The sequence below is a fragment of the Sphingorhabdus sp. EL138 genome, assembly GCF_900258045.1.
Lineage (GTDB): Bacteria > Pseudomonadota > Alphaproteobacteria > Sphingomonadales > Sphingomonadaceae > Parasphingorhabdus.
Map to the genome: position 1 here is coordinate 709899 of NZ_OGVD01000003.1, position 23995 is coordinate 733893.

The 23995-nt window shown below is 53.4% G+C and carries 14 protein-coding genes and 1 riboswitch; of the genes, 8 read left to right on the forward strand and 6 right to left on the reverse strand.

Translation table 11 applies throughout. The annotated features are described in order from the left end of the window. Nucleotides 1-1899 carry a TonB-dependent siderophore receptor gene (locus tag DK507_RS09585; RefSeq protein ID WP_109356125.1) on the reverse strand — a complete coding sequence of 633 codons (1899 nt, stop codon included), beginning with the start codon at nucleotides 1897-1899 and terminating at the stop codon, nucleotides 1-3. Between the two features lie 133 nt (nucleotides 1900-2032). Continuing rightward, a riboswitch (cobalamin riboswitch) is annotated at nucleotides 2033-2230 on the reverse strand. Nucleotides 2231-2259: 29 nt separating this feature from the next. On the opposite strand from DK507_RS09585, the gene cobU reads away from it, so the two are divergent. Beyond that, complete coding sequence (gene cobU / locus DK507_RS09590) at nucleotides 2260-2814, forward strand: bifunctional adenosylcobinamide kinase/adenosylcobinamide-phosphate guanylyltransferase (protein WP_109356126.1); 555 nt, start codon at nucleotides 2260-2262, stop codon at nucleotides 2812-2814. Nucleotides 2815-2920: 106 nt separating this feature from the next. Here cobU and DK507_RS09595 read toward each other — a convergent pair whose 3' ends face one another. Genes DK507_RS09595 through DK507_RS09605 form a run of 3 tightly spaced genes read right to left on the reverse strand, consistent with a single transcriptional unit; the run spans nucleotide 2921 to nucleotide 8597 of the window. Next, nucleotides 2921-4309, reverse strand: coding sequence for an efflux transporter outer membrane subunit (locus DK507_RS09595; protein ID WP_162558988.1), 1389 nt, complete (start codon nucleotides 4307-4309; stop codon nucleotides 2921-2923). 5 nt (nucleotides 4310-4314) lie between these two features. Next, a complete protein-coding gene (locus tag DK507_RS09600) occupies nucleotides 4315-5469 on the reverse strand; it encodes an efflux RND transporter periplasmic adaptor subunit (RefSeq protein ID WP_109356128.1) in 1155 nt (384 codons plus the stop codon). Then, nucleotides 5466-8597: an efflux RND transporter permease subunit gene (locus DK507_RS09605; protein ID WP_109356129.1), complete on the reverse strand. Its 3132-nt coding sequence runs from the start codon at nucleotides 8595-8597 to the stop codon at nucleotides 5466-5468. The genes DK507_RS09600 and DK507_RS09605 overlap by 4 nt, the downstream gene beginning before the upstream one ends. Before the next feature lie 454 nt (nucleotides 8598-9051). Here DK507_RS09605 and ahpC point away from each other — a divergent pair, with 454 nt between their 5' ends. From ahpC to DK507_RS09640, 7 genes are all read left to right on the forward strand, one after another. Next, nucleotides 9052-9615 carry an alkyl hydroperoxide reductase subunit C gene (gene ahpC, locus DK507_RS09610; RefSeq protein ID WP_109356130.1) on the forward strand — a complete coding sequence of 188 codons (564 nt, stop codon included), beginning with the start codon at nucleotides 9052-9054 and terminating at the stop codon, nucleotides 9613-9615. A gap of 115 nt (nucleotides 9616-9730) precedes the next feature. Further along, nucleotides 9731-11293 carry an alkyl hydroperoxide reductase subunit F gene (ahpF, locus tag DK507_RS09615; protein WP_109356131.1) on the forward strand — a complete coding sequence of 521 codons (1563 nt, stop codon included), beginning with the start codon at nucleotides 9731-9733 and terminating at the stop codon, nucleotides 11291-11293. A 369-nt stretch (nucleotides 11294-11662) separates the two neighbouring features. Continuing rightward, a complete protein-coding gene (locus DK507_RS09620; RefSeq protein ID WP_109356132.1) occupies nucleotides 11663-13915 on the forward strand; it encodes a TonB-dependent hemoglobin/transferrin/lactoferrin family receptor in 2253 nt (750 codons plus the stop codon). Nucleotides 13916-13940: 25 nt separating this feature from the next. Next, nucleotides 13941-14939 (forward strand): DUF6607 family protein, encoded by a 999-nt coding sequence (locus DK507_RS09625; RefSeq protein ID WP_109356133.1) that lies wholly within the window; start codon nucleotides 13941-13943, stop codon nucleotides 14937-14939. A gap of 185 nt (nucleotides 14940-15124) precedes the next feature. Then, entirely contained in the window at nucleotides 15125-16162 is a 1038-nt protein-coding gene (locus tag DK507_RS09630; protein WP_109356134.1) for an extracellular solute-binding protein, read from the forward strand. Nucleotides 16163-16309: 147 nt separating this feature from the next. Next, nucleotides 16310-17791, forward strand: coding sequence for an iron ABC transporter permease (locus DK507_RS09635; RefSeq protein WP_162558989.1), 1482 nt, complete (start codon nucleotides 16310-16312; stop codon nucleotides 17789-17791). Further along, a complete protein-coding gene (locus DK507_RS09640) occupies nucleotides 17788-18822 on the forward strand; it encodes an ABC transporter ATP-binding protein (RefSeq protein WP_109356136.1) in 1035 nt (344 codons plus the stop codon). Before DK507_RS09635 ends, DK507_RS09640 begins: the two co-directional genes overlap by 4 nt. Nucleotides 18823-18855: 33 nt before the next feature. On the opposite strand, the gene putP is transcribed toward DK507_RS09640, so the two are convergent. Both putP and putA read right to left on the reverse strand, forming a co-directional pair. Beyond that, nucleotides 18856-20352 (reverse strand): sodium/proline symporter PutP, encoded by a 1497-nt coding sequence (gene putP / locus DK507_RS09645; RefSeq protein WP_109356137.1) that lies wholly within the window; start codon nucleotides 20350-20352, stop codon nucleotides 18856-18858. Nucleotides 20353-20476: 124 nt separating this feature from the next. Beyond that, nucleotides 20477-23956, reverse strand: a complete 3480-nt coding sequence (gene putA / locus DK507_RS09650) for a bifunctional proline dehydrogenase/L-glutamate gamma-semialdehyde dehydrogenase PutA (RefSeq protein ID WP_109356138.1) — start codon at nucleotides 23954-23956, stop codon at nucleotides 20477-20479. Between the last annotated feature and the right edge of the window lie 39 nt (nucleotides 23957-23995).

The window sequence follows — 23995 nt, forward strand, 5'->3', positions numbered from 1 at the left end:
TCAGTAGCTCAACCTGACACCGGCAAAGGCAGACCGGCCCGGTGTGCCAAACCGGAAAATCGTTTCATATTCTTCATCAAACAGATTTTCGATCCGGCCGTAAAATTCGATATTATCGGTTATCGGCGTAGCGGCTCGTAGATCGACAAGCACATAGCCCGCTAACTCCCGGCTATTGGATGTGTTATCAAAACTTGCACCGACATGACTGATCGTCGCACCGGTTTTGAGGCCAAAAGCCCAGTCATAGTCGATCGAGGCGTTGACGCTATTTCTTGGGCGCCGCGCCAATACCAGATCATTGTCCCGGTTTTTCGCATCGACCAGTGTATAGTTCGCGGCAAATGTCAGACTATCGGCCGGACGCATGGTAATACCCAGTTCAACACCTTGTGCCCGGGCTCGTCCTACATTGTCATACGTGCCAGAAGGCCGGTTCGTGCAAATACCCGTCTGCACCGGACAGCCGATGAAATTGATCAGGTCTTTGCTGTTGCGCCGAAACAAAGTGGCCCGAAGCTCTAACCTGCTGTCAATTAGTTGCTGCGTGATACCTGCATCCCAGCTTATTGCTCGTTCGGGACGCAGCGTGTCATTGCCAAAATCACTGAATAGTTGAAACAGTGATGGTACTTTGAAGCCCTCACCATAGCTGGCTCTGAAAGTCGTCAAACCTTCGTTGGGGCTATACACAATATCTCCTGCAAAAGTTGTTTCACCGCCAAAGCTGCTATGATCATCATGGCGAACGCCCGCCGTCGCGGTTAGCCCGTCCAGAGGCATTATCCGCAACTGGCCGTAAAAACTGTCAATGCTTGCATTGGCGCGGCTGAACGGGGCTCCAAAGCTGGAACTGCGAAAGCGTGAGTCTTCCCTTTCCGCTCCGATCGTGGCTTGAAACATGTCGGATATGTCGAACACGCCTTGATATTCAAAGCGTTCATTCCGGCCCAGTGCATCAAATGTCTGGACGGCGAGATTGAAATTGTCGCGCTTTGTGTTGGTGTAAGCAAAAGCAAAACGATTGCGAAAGCGGCCGTCCAGCAAAGCGATGTTCAGCCCGGCGTAGCCCACAAATTCTTCGGTTTCTGATGTTTCCGGCGTGTCGCCAAAGGTAAATGTCGGCGATGCAAAGCCGTCAATATCCGTCCGGCCATCTGAATAATAGCCGCGCAGATCAATGGATATGGTATCGCTTAGCGTGATTTCAAATTTGCCATTTGCACCGAAGTTGCGATAGCCATCGCGCTCGATCCCGCCGCGATCTTCGTTAAAGGTTGAAAAGCCATCGGTTCGAAAATAGCCGGCACCGATGCTCGCTGCCACGGGACCAAAGCGCCCGGAAATATTCCCCACAGCTTGGCCGGTATCGCGGTAGCCATATTCTGCGCGGGCATTGATACGAATGTCATCGGTCGGCGCGCGCGTAATGGTGTTAATCACCCCGCCAATTGCTTGGCTGCCCCAGATAACTGATTGTGATCCGCGCAGGACTTCGATGCGGGCAATATTGCCAGTTAGTAAATTGCCAAAGTTAAAGCCGCTGCCCGGGGATGACGGATCGTTCAATTTGACCCCATCAATCAAGGCAACCGTCTGGCTGGAATCCGCGCCGCGAATATTGACCGACGTCGATGTACCGACGCCTCCATTGCGGTTGAAAGTAACGCCCGGCACAGTGCGGAGAATATCTGCTACCGTCACGCTTTGGAGCCGTTCTATCTGCTCTTGGTCAATCACGGAGATGGACTGGCCGGTTTGGGACAAAGGTTGCTCGGATCGAGAGGCTGTTACGACGATGATATCCTCACCATCTTCGGTAATTACTGCCGTCTCGGCGAGTACCGGCCAAGACACCGCCAATGCAGTGGTTGATAATATAAAACTATGAAAACGCATGAATATTCCTTTTTGACAATCATTCAAAAAGGCCACGCATATTTGACGCCTATGGAGTTCCCACATGCGCAGCCCGATGGTAATCGTCGCTACGCGAGGAAATCCTCGATCATATGGCACACCCCGTCCGCATGATAGAACGACAGCTACGGGCAGGTCTCCTGGCTCTCGGGTCATTGCTTGGCCTGTCCCCTTCCCAGACAAAGTCCAGTGGGATTTGACAGGCCCGCTCACCAATCACAGTTGCGGGGGCAGCTTCGGATGGGGATATCTATCCTTTCCGAATTCCCTTTTGATCCCGTCTCCGGGAACCTGTAGCAGGAACGCTCTAGTCATCCTCAATTTACGGAGCAAGAAAAAATGTCTTCTGACACCAACGGGAGCCACAAGTGCACCCTGATATTGGGTGGAACTCGCTCCGGAAAAAGCAGTTTTGCGCAGCGGTTAGCAGAGAAAAATGCGGGGGATCTGATCTATCTCGCAACCGCGGAGGCGTTTGACGCTGAAATGGCAGATCGCATAAACCGTCATCGAGAGGATCGCGGCTCCAATTGGCAAACGGTTGAGGAAAATATCGACATCACCAATGTCATCCTCGAAAAATCATCACCGGGAACAACCATCTTGGTCGATTGCCTGACAATATGGCTAAGTAACCTGATGCTGGCCGAGGTCGATATTGAGAGCGAATTGAATAAATTGATGGGCATATTGAAAGATATTCAGGGACCGGTCATTTTCGTGTCCAATGAAGTTGGATCGGGTGTGGTTCCCCAAAGCCCGTTGGGAAGGCAATTTCGCGATGAGGCCGGTTGGATGAATCAGCGCATCGCTGCAAGCGCAGCGGAAGTCGCATTTATCACCGCTGGACTGCCAATATGGCTCAAAGGCGGGGAGACAGGAACAGCGCTGTGAAGATTTTCGCGATTAATGGATTGTAGAGTTCTATTATTCCACACTTTCGATGGAAAGCAAATCCTGCACAGTCATGTATGACATCAGACATAGTATGGTGCTAGATTTAACTGCCGATCGGCAGCGGCTCGTCCCCTAGCGCGAGGTGCAGGTTGATGCGGTTTTCAATTTGGGCACGGCGTGTTTCGATTGCCCGTGTTTCCGACGCAATGGCAGTTGTCTGAGCATCGATCAGTTCGAATATCGTGGACCGACCATTAATATAGCGACTGCGGGTCAATCCGACCGCAGCGCGAGCTTCCTCAGCTGCTTTGGCAGTCGAGGCGACTTGCCGCTCAAGAGTTGCTTCGGCATCCAGCCTGTCCTCCACTTCTTGAAACGCCGTCAAGGTTGACTGCGCATATTCAAACAATGCGGATTTTGCGAGTTCACCCTGGCGGTCTGCCTCGGCCAGCAAAGCGCCACCTCTGAACAGTGGTTGCAACAAGCCCGCAGAAATGGCGTTAATATAGGTGCCCGGATCAAACAGGTCGCCAAAATTGCCGCTGCGGGTGGTGGAATCAAAACGAAGCGTCAATTGCGGGAACATCGCATGTCTCGCATCTGTTGCGCGAAGGCCTGCTGCGTCGACCCGGGCTTCGGCAGCAATCAAATCTGGGCGACCGGCCAGGACCGCTACTGGTGCGGTGACATCTGGTAGCGGTTGAGGCATCACGAGACTGGCAGCGCCGGTGGCATCACCAGATGGATAGCGCCCAATCAATACTTCCAGCGCACGGGCCGCATTTCTGGCTGTGCGCAAAGCGGTTTCCAAACGGTCCTCACTGTTCGAAACTGAGACCTGTGCCAATCGCAAATCAAGACGCGAGGCCAGGCCGGCGCGAAAGCGGGCATCAGTAATTCGCAATGTGTCCTTACGGCGTTCGAGATCGCTTGTTGCGAGATCCAAAGAAATACGGGCTGCGCTGCGATCATACCAGCTTTGGGCAACGGCGGCGGCGAGCGCCTGACGGGCGGCAGCAAAATCGGCTGCAGCGGCTCTGGCTTCGGCATTGCCAGCGCGGGCGAGAGACAGGTTGCGGCCCCAGATATCGGCTTCCCAGCTTGCCTCTAAGGCACCATCGTAGACAGTGGCGGAATTTTCCGCATCAGTAGCAGTGCCCGATAAATCTATCCTCGGGAAAAGATCCGCACGGGCCACTCGCATGGCGGCTCGGGAAGCACGAAGTTGGGCCAACACCGACTGCAAATTACGGTTATTGGCAAATGCCTCCTGGATGGCATTTTCCAGATCCTCGTCACCAAATCGTTTTACCCATCCATTGCCTGAGTCTGCGGGTTGTGGGTTATTGATATCCGTCAGCGGCAGTTCAGGGCGCGACGCCCAACCATCAGGCGCAGCCGGCACAGCATCAAGGTCAAGAGCTGGTCCACCGCGAATGGAGCAAGCTGACAATGCTATCAGCAAAGCAATCGGCAATAGGCGCGTGGTCATGCTGGTCATCCTGCGGACTGCTTTGGTTCGGCATCAGATTTCTTGCCATCATCCCAAGTCACGGTCTGACCATCGCGCAGCCTTTCTCCGCCGCGGACCACGATCATGTCGCCGACAGTAATTTGTCCTGAAATCGCGACCCGGTCACCCGCTGGTTCACCTACTTGAATGTCGACACGCTTGGCGGTTTTGTCTTTGGGGTTCACCACATAGACGAAAATACCACTGTCGCGCAGGACCAGCGCGTCACGCGGTGCAGTCAAGACATCGCGCTCAACGCCAGTTGGCACGGTGATCGAAATGGCACTACCCATTTTCAGATTGTGGCTTCCCATCGGTGCGCGGACTTCGAGGGTCCGACTAACTTCGTCACCCGTCTCGATAACGGTCCGGACGCGAGAGGCGCGTTGTTCACCATCTGCAAGGATCGTAACCTCTTGTCCGGGCGATAGCGATCCTGCGACCGCAATTGGGACGCGGACGCGAGCTTCTGAACCCTCCCTACCAACAATTCGACCAATTTCCCGGCCAGGCGTTGCATATTCCCCCACCTCAATGCGGCGCTCCACCATCTGACCGGCAAAGGGCGCGCGGATACGGGTGCGGGCCAGGTCGACCTGCGCCGTTTCCAAAGCAACCTTTGCCGCAGCGAGACGGGCGCGGGTCTGATCGCGCGCGGAAATGGCTTCATCCAAAGACGCCTCCGACTCTGCTTCTTCTTTCAGCAGTTGCTGCAACCTTCCGACTAACCGGTCTTGATAGGTCAAGTCTGATTGCAAACGAGCAACCTCTGCACGAGCCTGATCTCTGGCTAGTCGAGCCGAGCGGTCATCAATCACGGCAATTACTGTACCGCGACTGACCCGCGCACCGATGTTAAGTGTGGTCTGTATGCGCCCGGCTACTTCTGCAGCAACAACAGAATCGCGGTTGGCAACGATATCACCGGGAGCCGTAAAATTGGGAGTAAGCGCCAGTTTTTCGATTTTTGCGAGCGTTACAATAGCGGGCGGCGGCCCGCCTTGACCGGGACCACCTTGTCCTTCGGCGGCATTGGACGCAAAAAACAGGAAATAGATGAGTGTGGTCAGCAACAACGCACCACCAATCGATATCCAGCGAAGATTGTCACGGATCATATCAGGTAATGCAAAACTCATTCAGCAGGCTCCGGCATTAGTCCACCGCCGAAGTCTGGCTTTGGCTCAGTGGTTTTTATGGGTTTGTCGGGGGTATCCGGTTTACTTGGCGTATCTTTCTTCGCCGATCCCAACTGGATAAGCGCAGGAAGCAACACGAGCGTAAATATGGTTGAGACCAGTACACCGCCGACGATGATAACCGCCAGGCCGCGATAAATCGCGCTGCCTGGTCCGGGCACCAAGGCCAGTGGCAGCATGCCCATGACGGATGTGCCTGTGGTCATCAAGATTGGCCTTAGCCGCAGGCGAAGTGCTGCTCGGGCAGCTTGTGATCGGTCCATACCTTCGGCTTCGCTTTCGCGCGCTTGTGCCATAAGCAGGATCGCGTTGTTCACCACGATACCCAGCAATATTACGAATCCGATCATACCGAGAAGATCGAGCGGCGTTGGTTTGAACAGATTGAGTATCTGGATCGCGATCACCCCGCCAACCGTAGCCAGGGGCAAAGCGATAATAACCAATGCCGCGTCGCGCGCAGATCGGAATACTGAAGCCATGATGACAAACAATAGCGCTGCAGCCAAAATGAAGTTGGTACTGAGTGATTTTACGGCTTTAATCAGAGCATCGGCATCGCCGCCGTAACGCAATGTACCATCATTTTGTAGCGCATCGCGGATGGCGGGCTCGGCATTTGTCTGAATGGTTTCCAGAGCTTCGCCAAGCGCCATACCCGGGGGTGGACTGATGTTGAGCGTTATTGTCTTCCGTCCGTCCACATGGCTGATCTGTGTCGGTCCAACCCCGCGGAGTAGCGTTGCCACTTCGCCCATCGGCACTGTACCGGCATTTGGCGTTACCAACGGGGCGCTTTCAATCGCCTCAGGGTCGGAAGCTGCCGACCCGCGCATGATCACCCGCATCCGTTCTCCATCCGAGACATATTCGCCCAAATAAAGACCGTCGCCCAAAGCCCGGACGGCGCGGCCGACCTGATCACGGGTCATACCGAGTTCCGCGATGCGGCGATCATTGGGCGTGAGGCGGAGTTCCGGCACAACCACATTTGGATCTGGATTAGGCCTGACCATGCCGCCGGGCATGGCTGCCTGAATAGAATCTGTCGCCACCAAGGCGGCTTCCCGCAAATTTTCATCATTTTCGGACTGCAGATAGAGTTCAATGGAGCCATTGCCGCCGAAATTGCCGAACAAGCTGCCTTGTTGGGCAAAGGCCTGAACGTCCGGAAAGCCTGCCAATATCTCACCGTTTACAATGCCGGTCATTTCATCAATGCGGGATTGGTCCTTAATCCGGATGCCTGTATTGAGACCCCAGGGATTGACGAAAAGATAGTAGTTGAGCAGTTCAGGCTGCTTCTCGCCTTTCAAATAGGGATCAAGACGCTCGACAACTTCTTCAGCAATTTCGGTTCGTGCTGACTCGAGCGTAGCGCCCGAGGGTAAACCAACCCAGGCATCGACTGCATCACGTTTCACGTCGGGCAGGTAATCCGTCTGCGGCCATAGGAAGTAAGAGATGACCAACGGCGCAATAATCAGCGAAGGAATCCAGATTTTCCGTTTCCTGTTGCTATCGATCAAAGCAAATATGCGGTCGGCATATCCGTCCCAGCGGCGTTCATTATCCTCCATATCGACCTGCCCGTAATGGCGGGCTGCGGCAGGTAACAATGTGACGGCAACGATCAAGCTGGCTACAACGGAAATGGCTATGGTAAGCGCGAGGTCTGCAAATAGTTGGCCTTCGACATCTTCGATAAACATGATCGGAATGAAGATTGCAACAGTGGTTGCGGTCGATGCAAATAGAGCCGGCCAGACTTGTGATACCGCTTCCAAAGCTGCCTGCCCGGGAGACCGACCGTGATTGCGCAAGCGGACGAAATTTTCCATCACGACGATGGCGGCATCAAGCACCATACCGGTTGCAAAAGCCAAGCCGGCGAGCGAGATCACATTGATTGTGCGTCCAGTCATTCCAATGACGGCGAGCGTCGCTAAGAGACAGACCGGTACAGTTGCGGCGATGATAAGGGTAGCGCGCCAGCGACGAACGAAGAGCCAGAGGAGCCCGATGGCGAGGAAAGTGCCAAGCAGCAAATTCCCGCTGAGAAAGGACAGCGCGCGTTTTATGAAGACCGATGGATCAAAACTTTTCTCGATCCTCGCGCCCATGCTCGCCAGTTCATTTTCGTTGAAAGTTTCTACCGTGGACAGAACACCGTTGATGGCATCGAGCGTATTGCTGCCGGGCTGCCGAACGACCCGCATCCCGATGGCCGGGTTACCATTTTGATAGGTCACGCCGAAAGCCTTGTCAGGACCGACATTGATATCCGCCACGTCACGCATGCGTATCACAGTGGATCCGCGCTGTGCCACGGTTAGATCGCCAATTTGCTCGGCTGAAAAATTACCTTCAAAGCGCAAAGCGTAGCCCCGCCGACCCACGTCGACAGTGCCGCCGCCAACATCCTGAAACCTTCCAACGGCGCTGGAAAGCTGTTCTATCGTCAGATTGAGCTGGGCAAGGCGCCACGGATCGAAGCGGATGCGCAATATTCTTTCACCGGTTGGCGCTTCCACTGAGACACCTTGAACCCCCTCAACGGATTCAAGTTCGGGGGTGATCGTATCGCGGGCAAATGTCGCAAGCGCTTCGGAATCCAGATTGCTGTCCGGTAAGGCTTGAAGAAACAGATATATGAGCGACTCACCCTGATCTCCATTGGCGCCGCCTACCGAGGGGCGATCGGCATCGAGTGGCCAGTTACGAACACGTTGGACGCGGCTTGAAACCTGGGCAAATGCCTTATCCATATTAGTACCGAGCGCAAATTCAAGATTGAGCCATACATTGCCATTGTTGGACCAGGACTGCACGCTGGTCAGGCCAGGAAGGCCCCTCAGTTCATCCTCAATTGGAATGGTAATTTCAGACTCTATTTCCTTCGGACTGGCCGCGCGCCAACCTGCCTGTACAGTCAGGGTAGGGCGTTCAATATTAGGGAAGAGCTGTATCGGCGTGCTGAAGGCCGATACAATTCCGATCAACGCTATCAAAGCCAATGCCGCGGCTATGGCTGCTGGATATCTCAGGGCGATGTTGGTGAGGCTCATTGCCGATCACCTTGTGAAACACCTGATTTACTTTCTGACTTCCGCATGCAGACTCCCTCCCGCCTCCAATATGCTTCAGATAACTTGGAGAGACGGATTATCGTAACAAACGAAACTTACTCAGGTGATTTCGACGAAGATTATCTTGATTTCGATTAACAGCATTGGTGTTGATTGATGTCATCGTTTGGCCAACCAAAGCCAAAATGCCCGTCTGCTTACGGTAGACCTTGATGCTGGGAACAAGCAAAATCGCTGATATGTGGCCGATTATGAGAATAATCGAGTGCCCCAATTACAGTGATCATCATAATCATCGGGGCTGACCAATTTATGCTGTTGAAACATCTGGCCCAGCAACATATCTGCGCTGCGATTAAAAATCTTAATCAATTGAATTCCGAGTCTGGAATGCAAGAAATATCGACAGCTTTTTAGCGTAAAAGGTAAATAAATGACAACTATCAACAAGAAGATTCTGCCATTCTCCACCGAAGCATTTTTCCGCGGTGAATTCGTCAACGTTACGGAAGAACATGCTCAAGGGAAATGGGCTGTATTTTTCTTTTACCCTGCCGACTTCACGTTCGTGTGCCCGACCGAGCTTGAAGACCTTGCAGACCAATATGAAGAGCTGCAGCGCATGGGTGTGGAAGTCTATGCGGTTTCAACCGATACTCATTTCAGCCACAAGGCATGGCATGCCAGTTCCGATGCTATTGGCAAGATCAATTTCTATATGCTCGGTGATCAGAACCACGAGATCAGCAACAATTTCGGTGTCCTTCGTGAAGGCCAGGGGCTGTCCGATCGTGCGACCTTTGTTGTGGATCCTGACGGTATCGTCCAGGTAATGGAAATCACCTGTGAAGGTGTTGGTCGAAATGCGTCAGAGCTGGTACGCAAGATCAAAGCTGCACAATATGTTCGTGCCAATCCCGGTGAGGTATGCCCAGCCAAGTGGGAAGAAGGCGAAAATACTCTCGCGCCTTCTATCGAACTCGTCGGCAAAATCTAAAGACCTTAGATAACATGACTATAGAGTGGCGGCCTGCTGAACGCTGGCCGCCTCAATTATCCAGCGATTATATAGATCGTCGGCAAGCCCTTTCCCTCGAGTACAAGAGTAACCCATGGCCGTCCTTGATCAATCCACCACCGAGCAATTGAAATCCTATCTGACGAACTTGCGGCGCCCGATCAGCCTTGTTGCAACGCTAGATGAGAGCGAAAAATCATCTGAAATGCGCGAATTGCTGGAAACCATCGCTTCGCTGTCCGACAAAGTTGAAGCCGGATTTGATGGTACAAGCAGCAGGTGTCTTTCGTTCATGATAACTACCGATGACGGTAAATCAGAGGTCGAGTTTGCCGGACTGCCAGTTGGTCACGAATTCTCCTCACTGATATTGGCGTTGTTACATGTTGGCGGTCACCCGCCAAAGGAAGACGCGGAACTGTTGGACAGCGTCCGTGATTTGGAGGGCAGTTTCCACTTCGAGACTTTCTTCTCGCTATCCTGCCAGAATTGCCCCGATGTGGTTCAGGCGCTTAACATCATGGCGGCGCTTAACCCGAATATCAGCCATACTGCGATTGACGGCGCGCTTTTTCAGGATGAAGTCGAAAATCGTAAGGTTATGGCGGTTCCAACCACTTTGTTGAACGGACAGCCATTTGGGGCTGGGCGTATGGATCTGGCGCAAATCGTCGCAAAGCTCGACAGCGATGTGTCGGCCAAGGCCGCAGAAAAGCTCTCGGGCAAAGATCCGTTTGATGTTCTTGTCGTCGGTGGCGGTCCTGCTGGCTCTGCCGCGGCAATTTATACCGCACGTAAGGGCATTCGCACCGGTATCGTGTCCGAGCGATTTGGTGGCCAGCTTCTCGATACGCTTGGCATTGAAAATTTCATTTCAGTGCAACGTACGGAAGGTCCAAAACTTGCAGCGGAACTGGAACAGCATGTACGGGGATATGACGTTGATATTATGGATACCCAAAGGGCGGTAAAGCTAGCGGCGCCGAATGGCGACGGGTTACATAAACTGCATCTGGAGAGTGGTGCTGAGCTCAAGGCAAAGACCATCATCCTGTCGACTGGCGCGCGCTGGCGCCAGATTGGCCTGCCTGGCGAAGACGAATATCGCAATCGCGGTGTCGCCTACTGCCCGCATTGTGACGGCCCGTTGTACAAGGGCAAAGACGTCGCGGTTATCGGCGGCGGCAATAGCGGTGTTGAGGCGGCAATTGATTTGGCGGGGATAGTCAGACATGTGACGCTGATCGAGTTTGATAGCGACCTGCGTGCTGATGCCGTGTTGCAATCAAAGCTTACCGGTCTGCCGAATGTTGATGTTTTGAAATCTGCCCAGACAACTGAGGTTCTGGGAGATGGCGATAAAGTAACTGGTCTGCGTTATACTGATCGTGACACCGGAAAGAGCCATGACATTAATCTGAATGGCATCTTCGTGCAGGTTGGACTGGTTCCCAATAGCGAATGGCTGACTGATACGCTTGCGCTAACGCAGCACGGCGAGATTGATGTGAATGAAAACGGTGCGACGAATCTACCCGGTGTTTTTGCAGCGGGTGATGCAACCATCGCGCCCTATAAGCAGATCGTTGTCGCGATGGGTGAGGGGTCCAAAGCAGGATTGTCGGCGTTCGATTATCTCATCCGATCAGGTAACTGACACCGCGATTGTTTTGGCTTCGGGGCCCAAAAACTCTTTCCAATTCACCAGCTATAAACCGGTGAGATGGCTATGATTCATATCTGAACCAATCTCAACTCTCCGGCTGTCATCATGCCGCGACGGCTTCGCTTACTCTTGAACGCCTGCAATTCCGGAAATCTTTGTAACTACCCTTTTGGAATCGGCTTCTACTGCTGACGGATGAATGGATTCCAAGCCTGCATAGCTACCAGGTTTTCGGATCGCACGAATGATTCCCTGGTGTCGCCGCACCTCCATCATTTTTAGTTTGACAGTTTTCAAAGACGGGCCTTAAAGACGAATGAGAATCATTTGCATTAGCAATAAGAGTCGAGGGAGCTCTCTATGAAAATACGTTCGCACTGGCATCGGCCAGGCCTGACATGCAGCATGCTTGCGCTATGCTTTTCACATGCTGCTCACGCCGCAGAGGATGCCGGAGATGCGTTCGATGATGAAAAGGGTATCACGGTTACAGCAACCCGTGCGCCTGTTGCCGTGGTGGATGCACCAGCCACGGTAACGGTTATTGATGCAGAGCGCCTCGCCGATGAACTGGCAACCGATGTCCGCGATATCGTCCGTTTTGAGCCCGGCATTTCGGTGCGCCGTGCTCCTGCTCGTTTTGGGGCGGCCCTGGGTTCAACCGGCCGAGCGGGGAATGAGGATTTCAACATTCGCGGCATTGGCGGTAACCGGGTACTTATTCAAGTGGATGGTATCCGTTCGCCTCAGGGTTTCAGCTTCGGCGCACAAAGCGTCGGTCGCGGCAATGCGACGGATGTCGGCCTTATCAAGTCAGTGGAAATTCTGCGCGGTCCGGCCTCAGCGCTCTATGGCAGCGATGGATTGTCCGGTGTTGTGAGCTTCACAACATCTGACCCGATTGACTTTATTGCTGATGGCAGGACCATCGGGGGCTTCGCACGCGCGCAATATAGTTCGGCGGACGAAGAGTTTTCCGAAACAGTCGCTATTGCCGGACAGACGGGAGATTTTTCTGCGATGCTGGCCTATTCGCGCCGTGATTTTAAGGAGCTTGATAATCAGGGTACGAATGGTGTCGAGGGCTCTGCGAGGACAACGCCAAATCCACAAGACGGTGAATCCAACGCGTTTCTGGGCAAGCTTGTATGGAATGACGGCAACCATCGTGTCCGATTGACCGGTGAGTATCTGGAGCGGGAGATTTCATCCAATGTCCTCTCCGGCTTGGGGCCAGTTTTCCTGTTTCCCGGACCGCCGAGCTGGATTGTGGATAGCCTGACTGCTGAAGATAGTACTGAGCGAGTGCGTGCATCGCTCGACTGGACCTATAATGCCGAGGATGAAGGCGCCGGATTTATCGACTATGCCCATGTTGCGGCTTATTGGCAGGACGGTGAGGACGAACAGTTTGCCGACGAAGACCGGACAGCGACCGGGGCAACGCCGCGCCCGGATCGGGAACGATTGAATACGTTCAACAATCGCGTTTATGGGGTCGCTGCAGACTTCCGATCCACCTTTACGACTGGTCCCATAAAGCACACGCTTACCTACGGCGGTGATTACAGCATTACCCGTCAAGATGGTTTGCGCAATGGCGTTGTTCCGCCTTTCGGTGAAGTTTTTCCATCGCGCGCATTTCCTGTAACTGACTTTTCATTGGGCGGTTTTTTTCTCGGTAACGCTATGGAATTTGGCGATGGTGCTTTCACGCTCTATCCCGCTCTGCGGTTTGATTTCTACGACCTCGATCCCAAAGATGACCCTCTATTGGCCGGTTTTGTACCGACTGGACAAGACGGGTCGAAAGTTTCGCCGAAAATTGGCGCTGTCTGGAAATTGGGTAATGACGTACGTCTGTTCGGCAACTATACTCGCGGTTTTCGCGCACCTACCCCCAGCCAGGTCAATAATTTCTTTGAAAATCTGGCCTTTGGTTACACATCGCTACCCAATCCTGACCTTGATCCAGAAACGAGCGAGAGTTTTGAAGCTGGGGTTCGCTACAATGCAGATGGCATTAACCTCGGGCTGACGGCCTTTTCTGCAAATTACGATGACTTTATCAGTCAAGAGGTGGTGTCGGGTTCGTTCAGGCCCACCGATCCAGCAGTATTTCAATTTGTGAACCTGAACAGCGTCGATGTTTATGGCATTGAAGCCCGTGCTTCTTATGAAGCAGATAACGGTTTTCGTGCTCGATTTGCCATTGCTTTTGCAGATGGCACCGTAGAAGCGCCTGATGCAGCCGACATATCTTTGTCAACGATAGACCCGCTTAACGCGATACTCGGCGTTGGATATCGTGATCCAGGTAACCGTTTTGGCGGCGAGATGATTATATCATACAATGCGCGCAAGGAAGCCGTCGAAACCGTTGGGGTGTGCAGCGAGTCCTGTTTCCGGCCAAGAGAATCTGCGGTTGTTGACGCGACCGCTTTTTATCGGATCACCGAAAACTTTACGATCCGGGCTGGTATATTCAACATTACAGACAAAAAATATGCCCTGTGGAGCGATGTCCGCGGACTGAACGCGTCATCGAATATTACCGACGCGTTCACTCAGCCTGGGCGGAACGCAAGCATTTCGATTAGTGCCAATTTTTGAGGCGTTTAAGACGAGGAGAACAATCATGAAAATTAGATATTATGCAGGCTTATTTGCTCTAGCGCTTGCTCCATCTCAAGCATGGGCCAGCCAGCCGGCAACCAAGCAAATTGGAGAGATACAGAAGGCAGCATTCGAGCAAGATCGTGCCGATATCCTGGCCATGGCCGGAAACTACAAAGTGCGTTTTGATATGCAGGAATCAACTGCTTGGCGGGCGGACTATGAACCTCGGGAACGCAAAATTTCCGGCGGCAATGAGGTAGTGCGGGTGATAGAAGATACCGGTACCAAAATCATTCTGCAGCATCTTTTGGTTGTCGATATGGGTGATGGCAAGGATTTCATCGTGAAGCATTGGCGTCAGGACTGGGAATATGAGCCAGAGGATATTCTTGTATATTCTGATCGCCATAGCTGGTCACTACGGCCTGTTCCTGTAGAACAACGCAAGGGACAATGGTCGCAAACCGTCTATCAGGTTGATGATAGTCCGCGCTATGCCGGGATCGGAACGTGGGAAACCGAGGCAGGCGTGCGGCGCTGGAGTTCCAACTGGACCTGGCGTCCGCTGGCGCGTCGTGATGCGGTCCGCGACCCCGTTTACGACCGTTATTATGCCATCAACCGACATTCTCCGATGCCCGGTGGCTGGATCCATTTTCAGGACAATACCAAAATGGGCATGGTTGAAGGCAAGCTCGCGCCGATCGTGCAGGAATATGTACTGAATACGTACACCAAGTTTGACGACTATAATGTCAAGGCAGCAGATGACTATTGGTCAAAGACCAAGGACTATTGGGCTGAGGTTCGTGCCTCATGGGACAAGGCCTTTGCCTCTCATCGTGGTGTAACAGTGGAAGAAGAAGCGCAGACCGGTACAGTGATCAGCGGTGAATTGCTGTCTATGGGAACGAAAATCGCTGATGGCGAAATGGATGCGAAAGCGGCTACGCTGAAAGCCCGTACCCTGATTGCCGATGCAACAAAGCCGGGCGCCGTCCAAACTGCACAGAAGTAGAAGGATCCGATTACCAATTGTTGGAACTGCCGACCTTGGGTGAGAAAGATAATAATATGCAGTCTTACAATTTTTTTGCGTAGTAACTGGCTTATACTCTGTTAATGACATCTCGGATGGCGACTGAGCTTAGTCCACTACTGGACCAAACTTGGTTTCAAATCTTATCTTACAAGGAACAACTCATGCGTTTTGGTATCTTCGGCCTCGTCTTAGCAATTCTGGGATTGTCGGCATGTAGCGACGGCACGCCCGGCGGTGCTGGCGCTTCTGACGGAAAGATGCTGGTGGTCTTTTCCTCCCGCCACTATGATTCGGATTATGCGTTGTATGATGCCTTTGAAGAGGCAACCGGTGTGGAAGTGCGCACGATTGAGGCAGATGGCGACTTGCTCGTGGAACGCTTGAAAGCCGATGGTGAGCGCAGCCCGGCCGATGTCATTGTAACTGTTGATGCGGGCAGGCTCTGGCGGGCGGAACAGGAGCAGCTATTTGCTCCGCTTTCGTCTGAAAAGCTGGACGCTGCCGTGCCAGCTGGGATGCGACATCCTGATGGACTTTGGTATGGTCTGGCAAAACGCGCACGCGTGCTGGTCTATGCTCCGGACCGGGTCGATGAAACAAAACTGACCGGTTATGAATCGCTCGCGGACCCTGCTTTCAAAGGTAAAGTTTGTGCGCGTTCGTCGGGCAATATCTACAATATCTCGCTGCTGGCGGCGCTAATTGACCGCTGGGGTGAAGAAAAAGCGCAGGATTGGGCGAGCAACGTGGCTGGTAACTTTGCGCGCGATCCTCTGGGCGGCGATACCGATCAGATCAAGGCTGTCGCGGCAGGCGAATGCGATATTGCATTGGTCAATCACTATTATTTTGCCCGGCTGATGAACGACGAAAAAGATAAGAATATTGTTGAAGATTTGGCGGTTTACTGGCCGAATGCTGACGCAGGTGTTCACGTCAACCTGTCTGGTGCGGGTGTTGCAAAAAATGCGCCCAATCCAGAGCTGGCCCGTCAGTTCATCGAATTTGCGATGACCGAACAGCCACAACGTTTTTTCGCAGAATTGACCAACGAATATCCGGTGGTTCCATCTGTTGAATATAAGAATGCTGCGCTGGAAAAGCTCGGTGACTTTAAAGAGGATCCGATAGCATTATCCAAACTGGGTGAAAATCAGGCCGAGGCTCAAAAGCTCTTCGATCGGGCTGGCTGGCCTTGATCTTAGCTCACGGATGATATGGGGCAATATATAGACAGAATTTGGCGTGGGATCAGTCCTGCGCCAATAGGGGTACTCGCTGCCCTGATATGTACGCTTCCCGTCATCGCCCTTATCCCTTTGGGTTTGTCCGGCGGTGGCACGCATATGGCACATCTGTTTGATACACAGCTTTCTACATATGTCCGCCACTCGGCCGCTCTTCTCGTCATTACTGTTTCAGGCACCCTGCTGTTGGGAGTGCCGACAGCCTGGCTGACGTCGCGGTACAATTTCCCGGGCAGGCGATTATTTGTCGTTGCGTTGCCCCTTTCATTGGCAATGCCAAGTTATGTTTCCGGCTATGCCTGGATGTCGATGACCGCTGTTGGTGGGCCGGTTCATGGTGTGACGGCTGGCTTTATACCCACTATCAGCGGGGTTTTCGGGGCCGGTTTTGTGTTCTCAATATCTTTCTATCCCTATGTTTATCTGCTCGCACGGCAGGCTTTTGAGAATAGTGGTACCAGCAGTTTTGAGGCTGCGCGGACATTGGGGTCGAGCCCGTTGAAAGCCTTTTTCAAGGTCTCCCTGCCTCTCGCCCGCCCCGCGATCATGGCTGGAACCGCATTGGTCGCGATGGAAACCCTTGCTGATTATGGCACGGTCGATTTCCTGGGTACTCCAACCTTTACCGTCGGTATTTTGCGCTCGTGGATTTCTTTTGGCGATCCACAGGCTGCGGCCCGTCTGGCTCTGATCTTGTTGCTGGTGACACTAGTGATTTTCGGCGGTGAACGATTGGCCCGGCGCGGTACCCGTGTGGCGGAGGCTGGCGGCCGCAACAAACCTCAGCACCGCGTCCAACTGTCGCCACGCGCTGCGGTGATTGCAGTCTTGTCTTGTGCAGTGCCGGTATTTTTTGGCCTGATAGCGCCCGGCCTGCATCTCTTGTCGCTAGCGCTGGAGACTCAACCCGTCCGTTCTCCTGCTGATGCCTTTTGGGGCACTATAATGGTGGCGTCTCTATCCGCAGGCATTGCTGCTATTCTTGGTCTAGGAGCGGCCTACGCGGCGCGTACAGGCGGTTGGTTTGCAAATGCTTCGGTTCGCGCGGCCCACACGGGCTATGCTGTTCCTGGCGCGGTTGCAGCGCTTGGTGTCATCGCACTGCTCGCTGCGTCACAGAATTTGCTCGATACGGTTTCGGGCTCGGCGGCACCGATGATCGCGGGCGGAGGGTTGGTTGCCTTGCTGTTCGCTTATCAGGCACGGTTTGCAGCGGCCGCTATCGGTCCGTGCGAAAGCGCATTGGTTCGTATCACACCGTCAATGGATCAAGCGGCCCGGTCACTGGGAGCGAGCCCATGGACGGTGATCGGCCGCATTCATTTTCCGCTGGCCTTCAGCGGTATTGCCACAGCGGCTTTGTTGGTGTTTGTGGAAGTAATGAAAGAGCTTCCTGCCACAATGATTTTGCGTCCGCTGGATTTTGAAACGCTGGCTGTCAGCGCACATCACTATGCTTCGGACGAGCGATTGTCCCAGGCGGCTCTGCCATCGCTGATGCTTGTTGCTATCGGTCTGCCGATCATGATGACCGTCAGCTGGCTGGTATCGCGCCGCCAAACCGAAAGTGCCGGGACATGACGGATATTGTGATGGCCGGTCAGGGACTGGTGAAATCCCATAGAGGACGACGCGTACTCGACAAAGTCGATATAGAATTGAAGCAGGGATGTATTACCGCAATTCTTGGCCCGTCAGGAGCCGGGAAATCGACTTTGCTGCGAGTGATGGCGGGTCTTGAGGATGTTGATTCAGGACAAGTTGCAGGATCGGGAAGACGTCTGACTGACGGCCACGTGATTGTTCCGCCGGAAAAACGCAGCGTTGGCCTAGTATTCCAGGACTTTTCGCTTTTTCCACATCTTACGGCCCTGGATAACGTCATGTTCGGTTTGCGGTCGGGCTCCGCTTCTTTGCGCCGGGGAACTGCTATGGCCCAGCTTGCGGCGGTGCAAATGGATGACAAGGCAGGGGCCTATCCGCACACGTTGTCTGGCGGAGAACAACAACGTGTTGCTCTTGCCCGCGCTTTGGCACCGGAGCCGGAAATTGTCCTGCTGGATGAAGCCTTTTCCGGGCTTGATGCGCGTTTGCGGTCGGAACTGCGGGATATGGCGGTGCACGAACTGAAGAAATCCGGCGCCGCTGTCCTTGTCGTGACGCATGATGCGGAAGAAGCGCTCTTCATGGCCGATGAACTGGTTCTGATGGTTGACGGTGTGATTGTTCAGTCCGGGGCACCTTCGGAAGTATATCTGCGGCCTGTGTCATTATCTGCGGCTCGTTTGCTCGGAGATGTGAATATCTGGACTGGCCCTGTGTCCGATGGCGTTTTGCACAGTCCTTTTGGGACGGTGAACGCCGATCACTTCGGCAATGCTCCTGAAGCGACTTTGTTGGTGCGGCCAGAGGGTGTGATCCTGGATAGCAAGGTTCCTGACGGCCGATTTGCCGTGACGGAAACCCATTCCCTCGGCGCAACGACTGCCATTGGGGTTCAGGCCCCTTCTGGAGAGACCTGGCAGGCAAGAGTGCCCACTGCATCAGGAATAAAGGCGGGAGATATGGTAAGTATCGAATTGGATCCATCTCTTACCAGCATAGTGCCATGACGATGGTGTGGAACTGATATCAGCGGCAAATGGTCACTTCTGTGATTTCATTGCGCCGGTCATCTCAAGAAACAGATCGCCGACTGCCGGATTTTGTTTCCGTCCCATCAGACTGACAATCACCGAGGCAAGCATTCCCAGAATGAACCCGGGGACAATTTCGTAAATCCAGTCGGACAGGGAGCCACCAGCAATGGTCAAAGGCGCGTATAGCCAGAACAATACGGTGCCCGCGCCGATCACCATTCCGGCAAGTGCGCCATCGCGCGTTAGCCCAATCCAGTATAAACTCAATAATATGATCGGGCCAAACGCTGCTCCAAATCCGGCCCAGGCATTACTGACCAGAGAAAGCACGTTGCTGTCACGGTCAAAGGCCAACCCGATCGCCACAAGAGAAACAGCCAGAACCGAAAGCCGACCGATAAGTACCAATTCTTTTTGGGATGCGGACTTACGGATGAATATCTTGTAGAAATCCTCGGTCAACGAGCTGGAGGAGACCAGCAATTGTGAAGAGATGGTGCTCATGATTGCCGCCAGGATAGCAGCCAAAAGAAAGCCGGAGATAAGCGGGTGGAAAAGAACCTGGGAGAGCAGAATGAAAATTGTTTCCGGATCATCAAGAGTCAGACCTTCAGACGTGACGTAGGCCAACCCGAAAAGGCCGACAAGGACCGCGCCGATGACGGTAACAACCATCCAGGTCATGCCTATCCATCTGGCCACGGCAATGTCTTTGAGGGATCGGATCGCCATGAAGCGAACAATGATGTGAGGCTGCCCGAAATATCCTAAGCCCCAAGCCAGACTTGATATGATACCCAATATTGTAGCACCCTCGAACCAGGTCAAAGCGTCTGTGTTGACGGAATTTATCGCTACCTCAGTCGGACCCCAGCCCCCCAATACCTGCAGGGTGACAACCGGTACTATGACCAGTGCCAAAAACATGATGCAACCTTGCACAAAATCGGTCAGGCTGACGGCAAGAAACCCGCCGAAAAGCGTGTAGGCGATGACCACGCCAGCGGTAATGAAAAGCCCCAGCTCGTAATCAAGTTCAAATGAGGCCTCGAACAGCTTGCCGCCAGCGACAATCCCGGCCGATGTATAGAGCGTGAAAAATATGATTATGACCAAGGAGGAAATGATACGCAGCGCACGGGACTTGTCCTGAAATCGTTTCTCAAAATAGTCCGGTATGGTGATCGCGTCATCAGCCATTTCGGTAAATACCCGCAACCGTGGTGCGACCAGCAGGTAGTTTAGATATGCCCCGATGATCAGGCCGACGGCGATCCATGCGGCACTGAGCCCGGACAGATAGATAGCCCCGGGCAGGCCCATCAACATCCAGCCGCTCATATCCGATGCACCCGCCGAAAGTGCACCGACGGCTGGATGCAAATTGCGCCCTCCAAGCATATATTCAGAAACGTTGCTGGTCGACTTGCGCCAGGCATAAAGCCCGATAGCCATCATCAGGACGAAATAGGCTGCGAGCGAAATCATCTCTCCGAAATTCATCTGCATCCCCGCCTGTTCTGTGACCCCAGAAATCCACTACGCGTTTGCCCGTCTCTATGCACGAAATATCTGCCAGATATCTGAAGGGGTTCCAGCGCAATAACTATCGATCGAAGAAGACTGGCTACGCAAGCAGCGACACATTCCCGCCTGCGGCCGTTGTATCAATACAGACGTGCCGCTCAACGAGACAACGACTGGCAAAATCTTGTTCGGTGATGAGCGGAATCAAGGGACCGTCACGATGGGCCAGTGCCTTGCGGATATCCCGAATATCTTCTGCTTCACTCCAGCATACGACTGCATCTACTCCGGATAGCTGGGTAAGATGTTCGCGGCTCAAAAATCCGTCCAGCGCATTTTCTCCTGTCGCTTCGGGGGCAACAATCAACGCTTCACACCCTTGTTCGCGCGCCGTTTTTGCCTGCGCTTGCGCATCCGCTGATGACGGACCCATGCACAATATCGTTCCGCGGGCATAGGTGAACAATTCGTTGGATTCCCCGGTGGGTCCGGGCATCACTCCATGGTCACGCGGTCGGGGATCGACAGATGGCAGATTGTTGATGGCCGCCTGAACAGTTTCCAGCGCCAGAGCTTTTCCTGTAACGATCGAGTTTCTCGCGCTGTTGCTTCTGAAAAAGCGCGGCAAATAATGTGGTCCTCCGGCCTTTGGCCCTGTGCCTGACAGGCCTTCTCCACCAAATGGCTGGGAACCGACGACAGCGCCCACCTGATTGCGGTTAACATAGATATTGCCAACTTTCATCGCTGAACTCAGTTTGTCGATTCGCCGTTCGATCCGGGTCTGAAGGCCGAAGGTCAATCCGTAACCGCGATTATTGATATCGCTGACAACGTTTTCCAGGTCCTCGTTTTCAAATGTCGCGACATGCAAAACCGGGCCAAATATCTCTTCGTCAAGATCATCGACGCCATTTATCCTGATCACTGCCGGACCCACAAAATAGCCATCTTCAGGACAGCCCAATTGCTTCACCAGTCTGCCTTCCTCTTTTGCGCGCTTTACATGAGCTGTGATTTTCTTGCGAGCCGCCTCGTCAATTACGGGCCCGATATCCGTGGACAGCCACCACGGATTTTCCAGTTCCAGTGCATCCATTGCACCGTTCAGCATTTTCAGAAACGGCGTGGCGATATCCTTGTGCAGATATAAAACCCGCAAGGCCGAGCACCGTTGCCCGGCTGACTGAAATGCTGATGTGATGATGTCGCGTACCGATTGTTCCGGTAACGCCGTGGAATCCACAATCATGCAATTGAGGCCGCCGGTCTCTGCGATCAAAAGGGCATCAGCTTCCCCATTTTTAGAGAGATTCCGGTTGATGGTCTGCGCCGTTGCGGTTGAGCCGGTAAAGCATACGCCCTGAATGCGTTTGTCACCGCTAATGGCCGCACCCACTGTCGCCCCCGCACCCGGTAGCAATTGCAGGGACGCAAGAGGCACCCCTGCTTCGTGCAGCAGATTGGTAGCCAGAGCAGCAATCAAAGGCGTTTGATCTGCCGGTTTTGCTAGTACAGCGTTGCCAGCCGCCAGCGCCGCAGCAATCTGTCCCGTGAAAATGGCCAGCGGGAAGTTCCAGGGAGAAATGCAACTGATAATTCCGCGCGGTTCTTTTTCCGGCACCTGTTCGGCCTCCTTGGCATAGTAGCGCAGAAAATCGACCGCTTCGCGCAACTCGGCAATCGTATCAAACTGGGTTTTGCCAGCCTCTCTTGCCAGCAATGCGAAAATCTCTCCATGATGCTGTTCAAAAAGATCAGCTGCCCTTCGCAAGACGGCAGCGCGTTCACTGACCGGTGCATCCCAGATATGCGCATCTTCTATAGCGTTGGTGGCTTGCGACACATCCGCTTCAATTACTTCTCCCACCTCGTTTTCGCGCAAGGCGGGATTGAATATCTTGCGTGTTGTATCGCCGGTGACAGGTCGGACGGTGATCGGCGCGGCTCGCCAGAGTTTTTCGGCAAATGGAGCGCGCTCAGACACATATTCGTTCATGTCCATACGATTGGCCAGATCCCAACCGCGGGAATTGACACGACCTGGTTGATATAAGTCCGAAGGTTTGACGATCTTTGACAGATTTTGTTGCTGATCAGTTGCCAGAGTCTCGAAAGGATCGGTGGCAATCATTTCAGCGGGAACGGCGTGATTGGCCAGTTGATTGACAAAGGACGAGTTTGCACCGTTTTCCAGCAAGCGCCGAACCAGATAAGCTAGCAATTCGCGGTGCTTTCCTACCGGAGCATAAATCCGTGACCGGACCTTTTCGTTACGCAGCAATGCAGCATGTAATGTTTCACCCATGCCATGCAGCCTTTGAAATTCGTAGTCTTTGCTATTGCCGGCCATCTCAAGAATGGCCGCGACGCTGTGTGCGTTATGCGTGGCAAACTGCGGGTAAATACGATCGGTCATTTTTAAAAGCTGCGCCGCGCAGCAGATATAGCTGATATCCGTTGCTGACTTGGTGGTGAATACAGGAAAATCGGGCACGCCGTCCATTTGTGCGCGCTTAATCTCGCTGTCCCAATAGGCGCCTTTAACCAACCGGACCATGATCTTCCTGTCGAGCTGCGTCGCAAGTGTGTAAAGCCAATCAAGGACAAAGCTGGCCCGCTTGCCAAACGCCTGCACCACAACGCCAAAGCCATCCCACCCGGCGAGACGTGGATCGCTTAGCACCATTTCAATCATATCTATGGACAGGCCAAGCCGGTAAGCCTCTTCGGCATCAATATTTAAACCAACATTGGCGTCGCGTGCTGTGCGCGCGAGCTCGCCTACCCGCTCCGCAAGAGCGGGAACTGCTTTTGCCTGCTGACTCATCTCGTAGCGAGGGTAAAGGGCGGATAACTTGATCGAAAGGCCGGGGTTTTGACGCAGATCGTCGGAATGCGAGACGCGAGCTATTTCTTCTATCGCGTCAGAATAGGCCTTGAAATAACGATCCGCATCATCTTGTGTGATCGCAGCCTCACCGAGCATATCGTAGGAATAGGTTGCTCCCTTGGCCTTCCATTTTTCAGCCCGCTTCAATGCCAGTGTCATGTCTTCGCCGAGTACAAATTGATTGCCGAGCTCTTTCATGGCCTGGCGGACGGCAACCCGGATCACGGGCTCGCCCAACCGCTTAATTGCGCCTCTTAGAGCCTCGAGCGGTCCTCGGCTTTCCGGTTCCTGTATTACACTACGTGTCATCGTGAGTGCGTAAGTTGATGCATTGACCAGCGCGCTGTCTGACTGACCGATATGGTCTCGCCAGTTGGAGGGACCGATCTTGTCCTCAATCAGGTCATCAATCGTCTCGTTATCTGGAACACGCAACAGGGCTTCCGCTAATGTCATAAGCGCGAGACCTTCATCTGAGGAAAGGCCATATTCGCCCAGAAAGCTCTCAGTCAGTGTCGGTCCTGATGCGCGTCTGACCTCCTGAACGACTTGTATAGCCCGTTCCCGAATTCGGATGCGCGTGTTTTCATCAGGACCGAATGTTGATGTGAGATATTCCAGAATTTCCGCTTCGTCAGCGCGATGATGGGCACGAATTTTTTCACGGTGATCAAGCAGAATATTCATGGTTTATCAGTGTCCTCGGAAACTAATGGATGAACTCTC

What these genes read in the sequence shown, in the direction of transcription:
- cobU (WP_109356126.1), top strand. Translation starts at nt 2,260, where the DNA reads ATGTCTTCTGACACCAACGGGAGCCACAAGTGCACCCTGATATTGGGT.
- putA (WP_109356138.1), bottom strand. Translation starts at nt 23,956, where the DNA reads ATGAATATTCTGCTTGATCACCGTGAAAAAATTCGTGCCCATCATCGC.
- ahpC (WP_109356130.1), top strand. Translation starts at nt 9,052, where the DNA reads ATGACAACTATCAACAAGAAGATTCTGCCATTCTCCACCGAAGCATTT.
- DK507_RS09625 (WP_109356133.1), top strand. Translation starts at nt 13,941, where the DNA reads ATGAAAATTAGATATTATGCAGGCTTATTTGCTCTAGCGCTTGCTCCA.
- DK507_RS09585 (WP_109356125.1), bottom strand. Translation starts at nt 1,899, where the DNA reads ATGCGTTTTCATAGTTTTATATTATCAACCACTGCATTGGCGGTGTCT.
- ahpF (WP_109356131.1), top strand. Translation starts at nt 9,731, where the DNA reads ATGGCCGTCCTTGATCAATCCACCACCGAGCAATTGAAATCCTATCTG.
- DK507_RS09595 (WP_162558988.1), bottom strand. Translation starts at nt 4,309, where the DNA reads ATGACCACGCGCCTATTGCCGATTGCTTTGCTGATAGCATTGTCAGCT.
- DK507_RS09635 (WP_162558989.1), top strand. Translation starts at nt 16,310, where the DNA reads ATGGCACATCTGTTTGATACACAGCTTTCTACATATGTCCGCCACTCG.
- DK507_RS09620 (WP_109356132.1), top strand. Translation starts at nt 11,663, where the DNA reads ATGAAAATACGTTCGCACTGGCATCGGCCAGGCCTGACATGCAGCATG.
- putP (WP_109356137.1), bottom strand. Translation starts at nt 20,352, where the DNA reads ATGAATTTCGGAGAGATGATTTCGCTCGCAGCCTATTTCGTCCTGATG.
- DK507_RS09630 (WP_109356134.1), top strand. Translation starts at nt 15,125, where the DNA reads ATGCGTTTTGGTATCTTCGGCCTCGTCTTAGCAATTCTGGGATTGTCG.
- DK507_RS09640 (WP_109356136.1), top strand. Translation starts at nt 17,788, where the DNA reads ATGACGGATATTGTGATGGCCGGTCAGGGACTGGTGAAATCCCATAGA.
- DK507_RS09605 (WP_109356129.1), bottom strand. Translation starts at nt 8,597, where the DNA reads ATGAGCCTCACCAACATCGCCCTGAGATATCCAGCAGCCATAGCCGCG.
- DK507_RS09600 (WP_109356128.1), bottom strand. Translation starts at nt 5,469, where the DNA reads ATGAGTTTTGCATTACCTGATATGATCCGTGACAATCTTCGCTGGATA.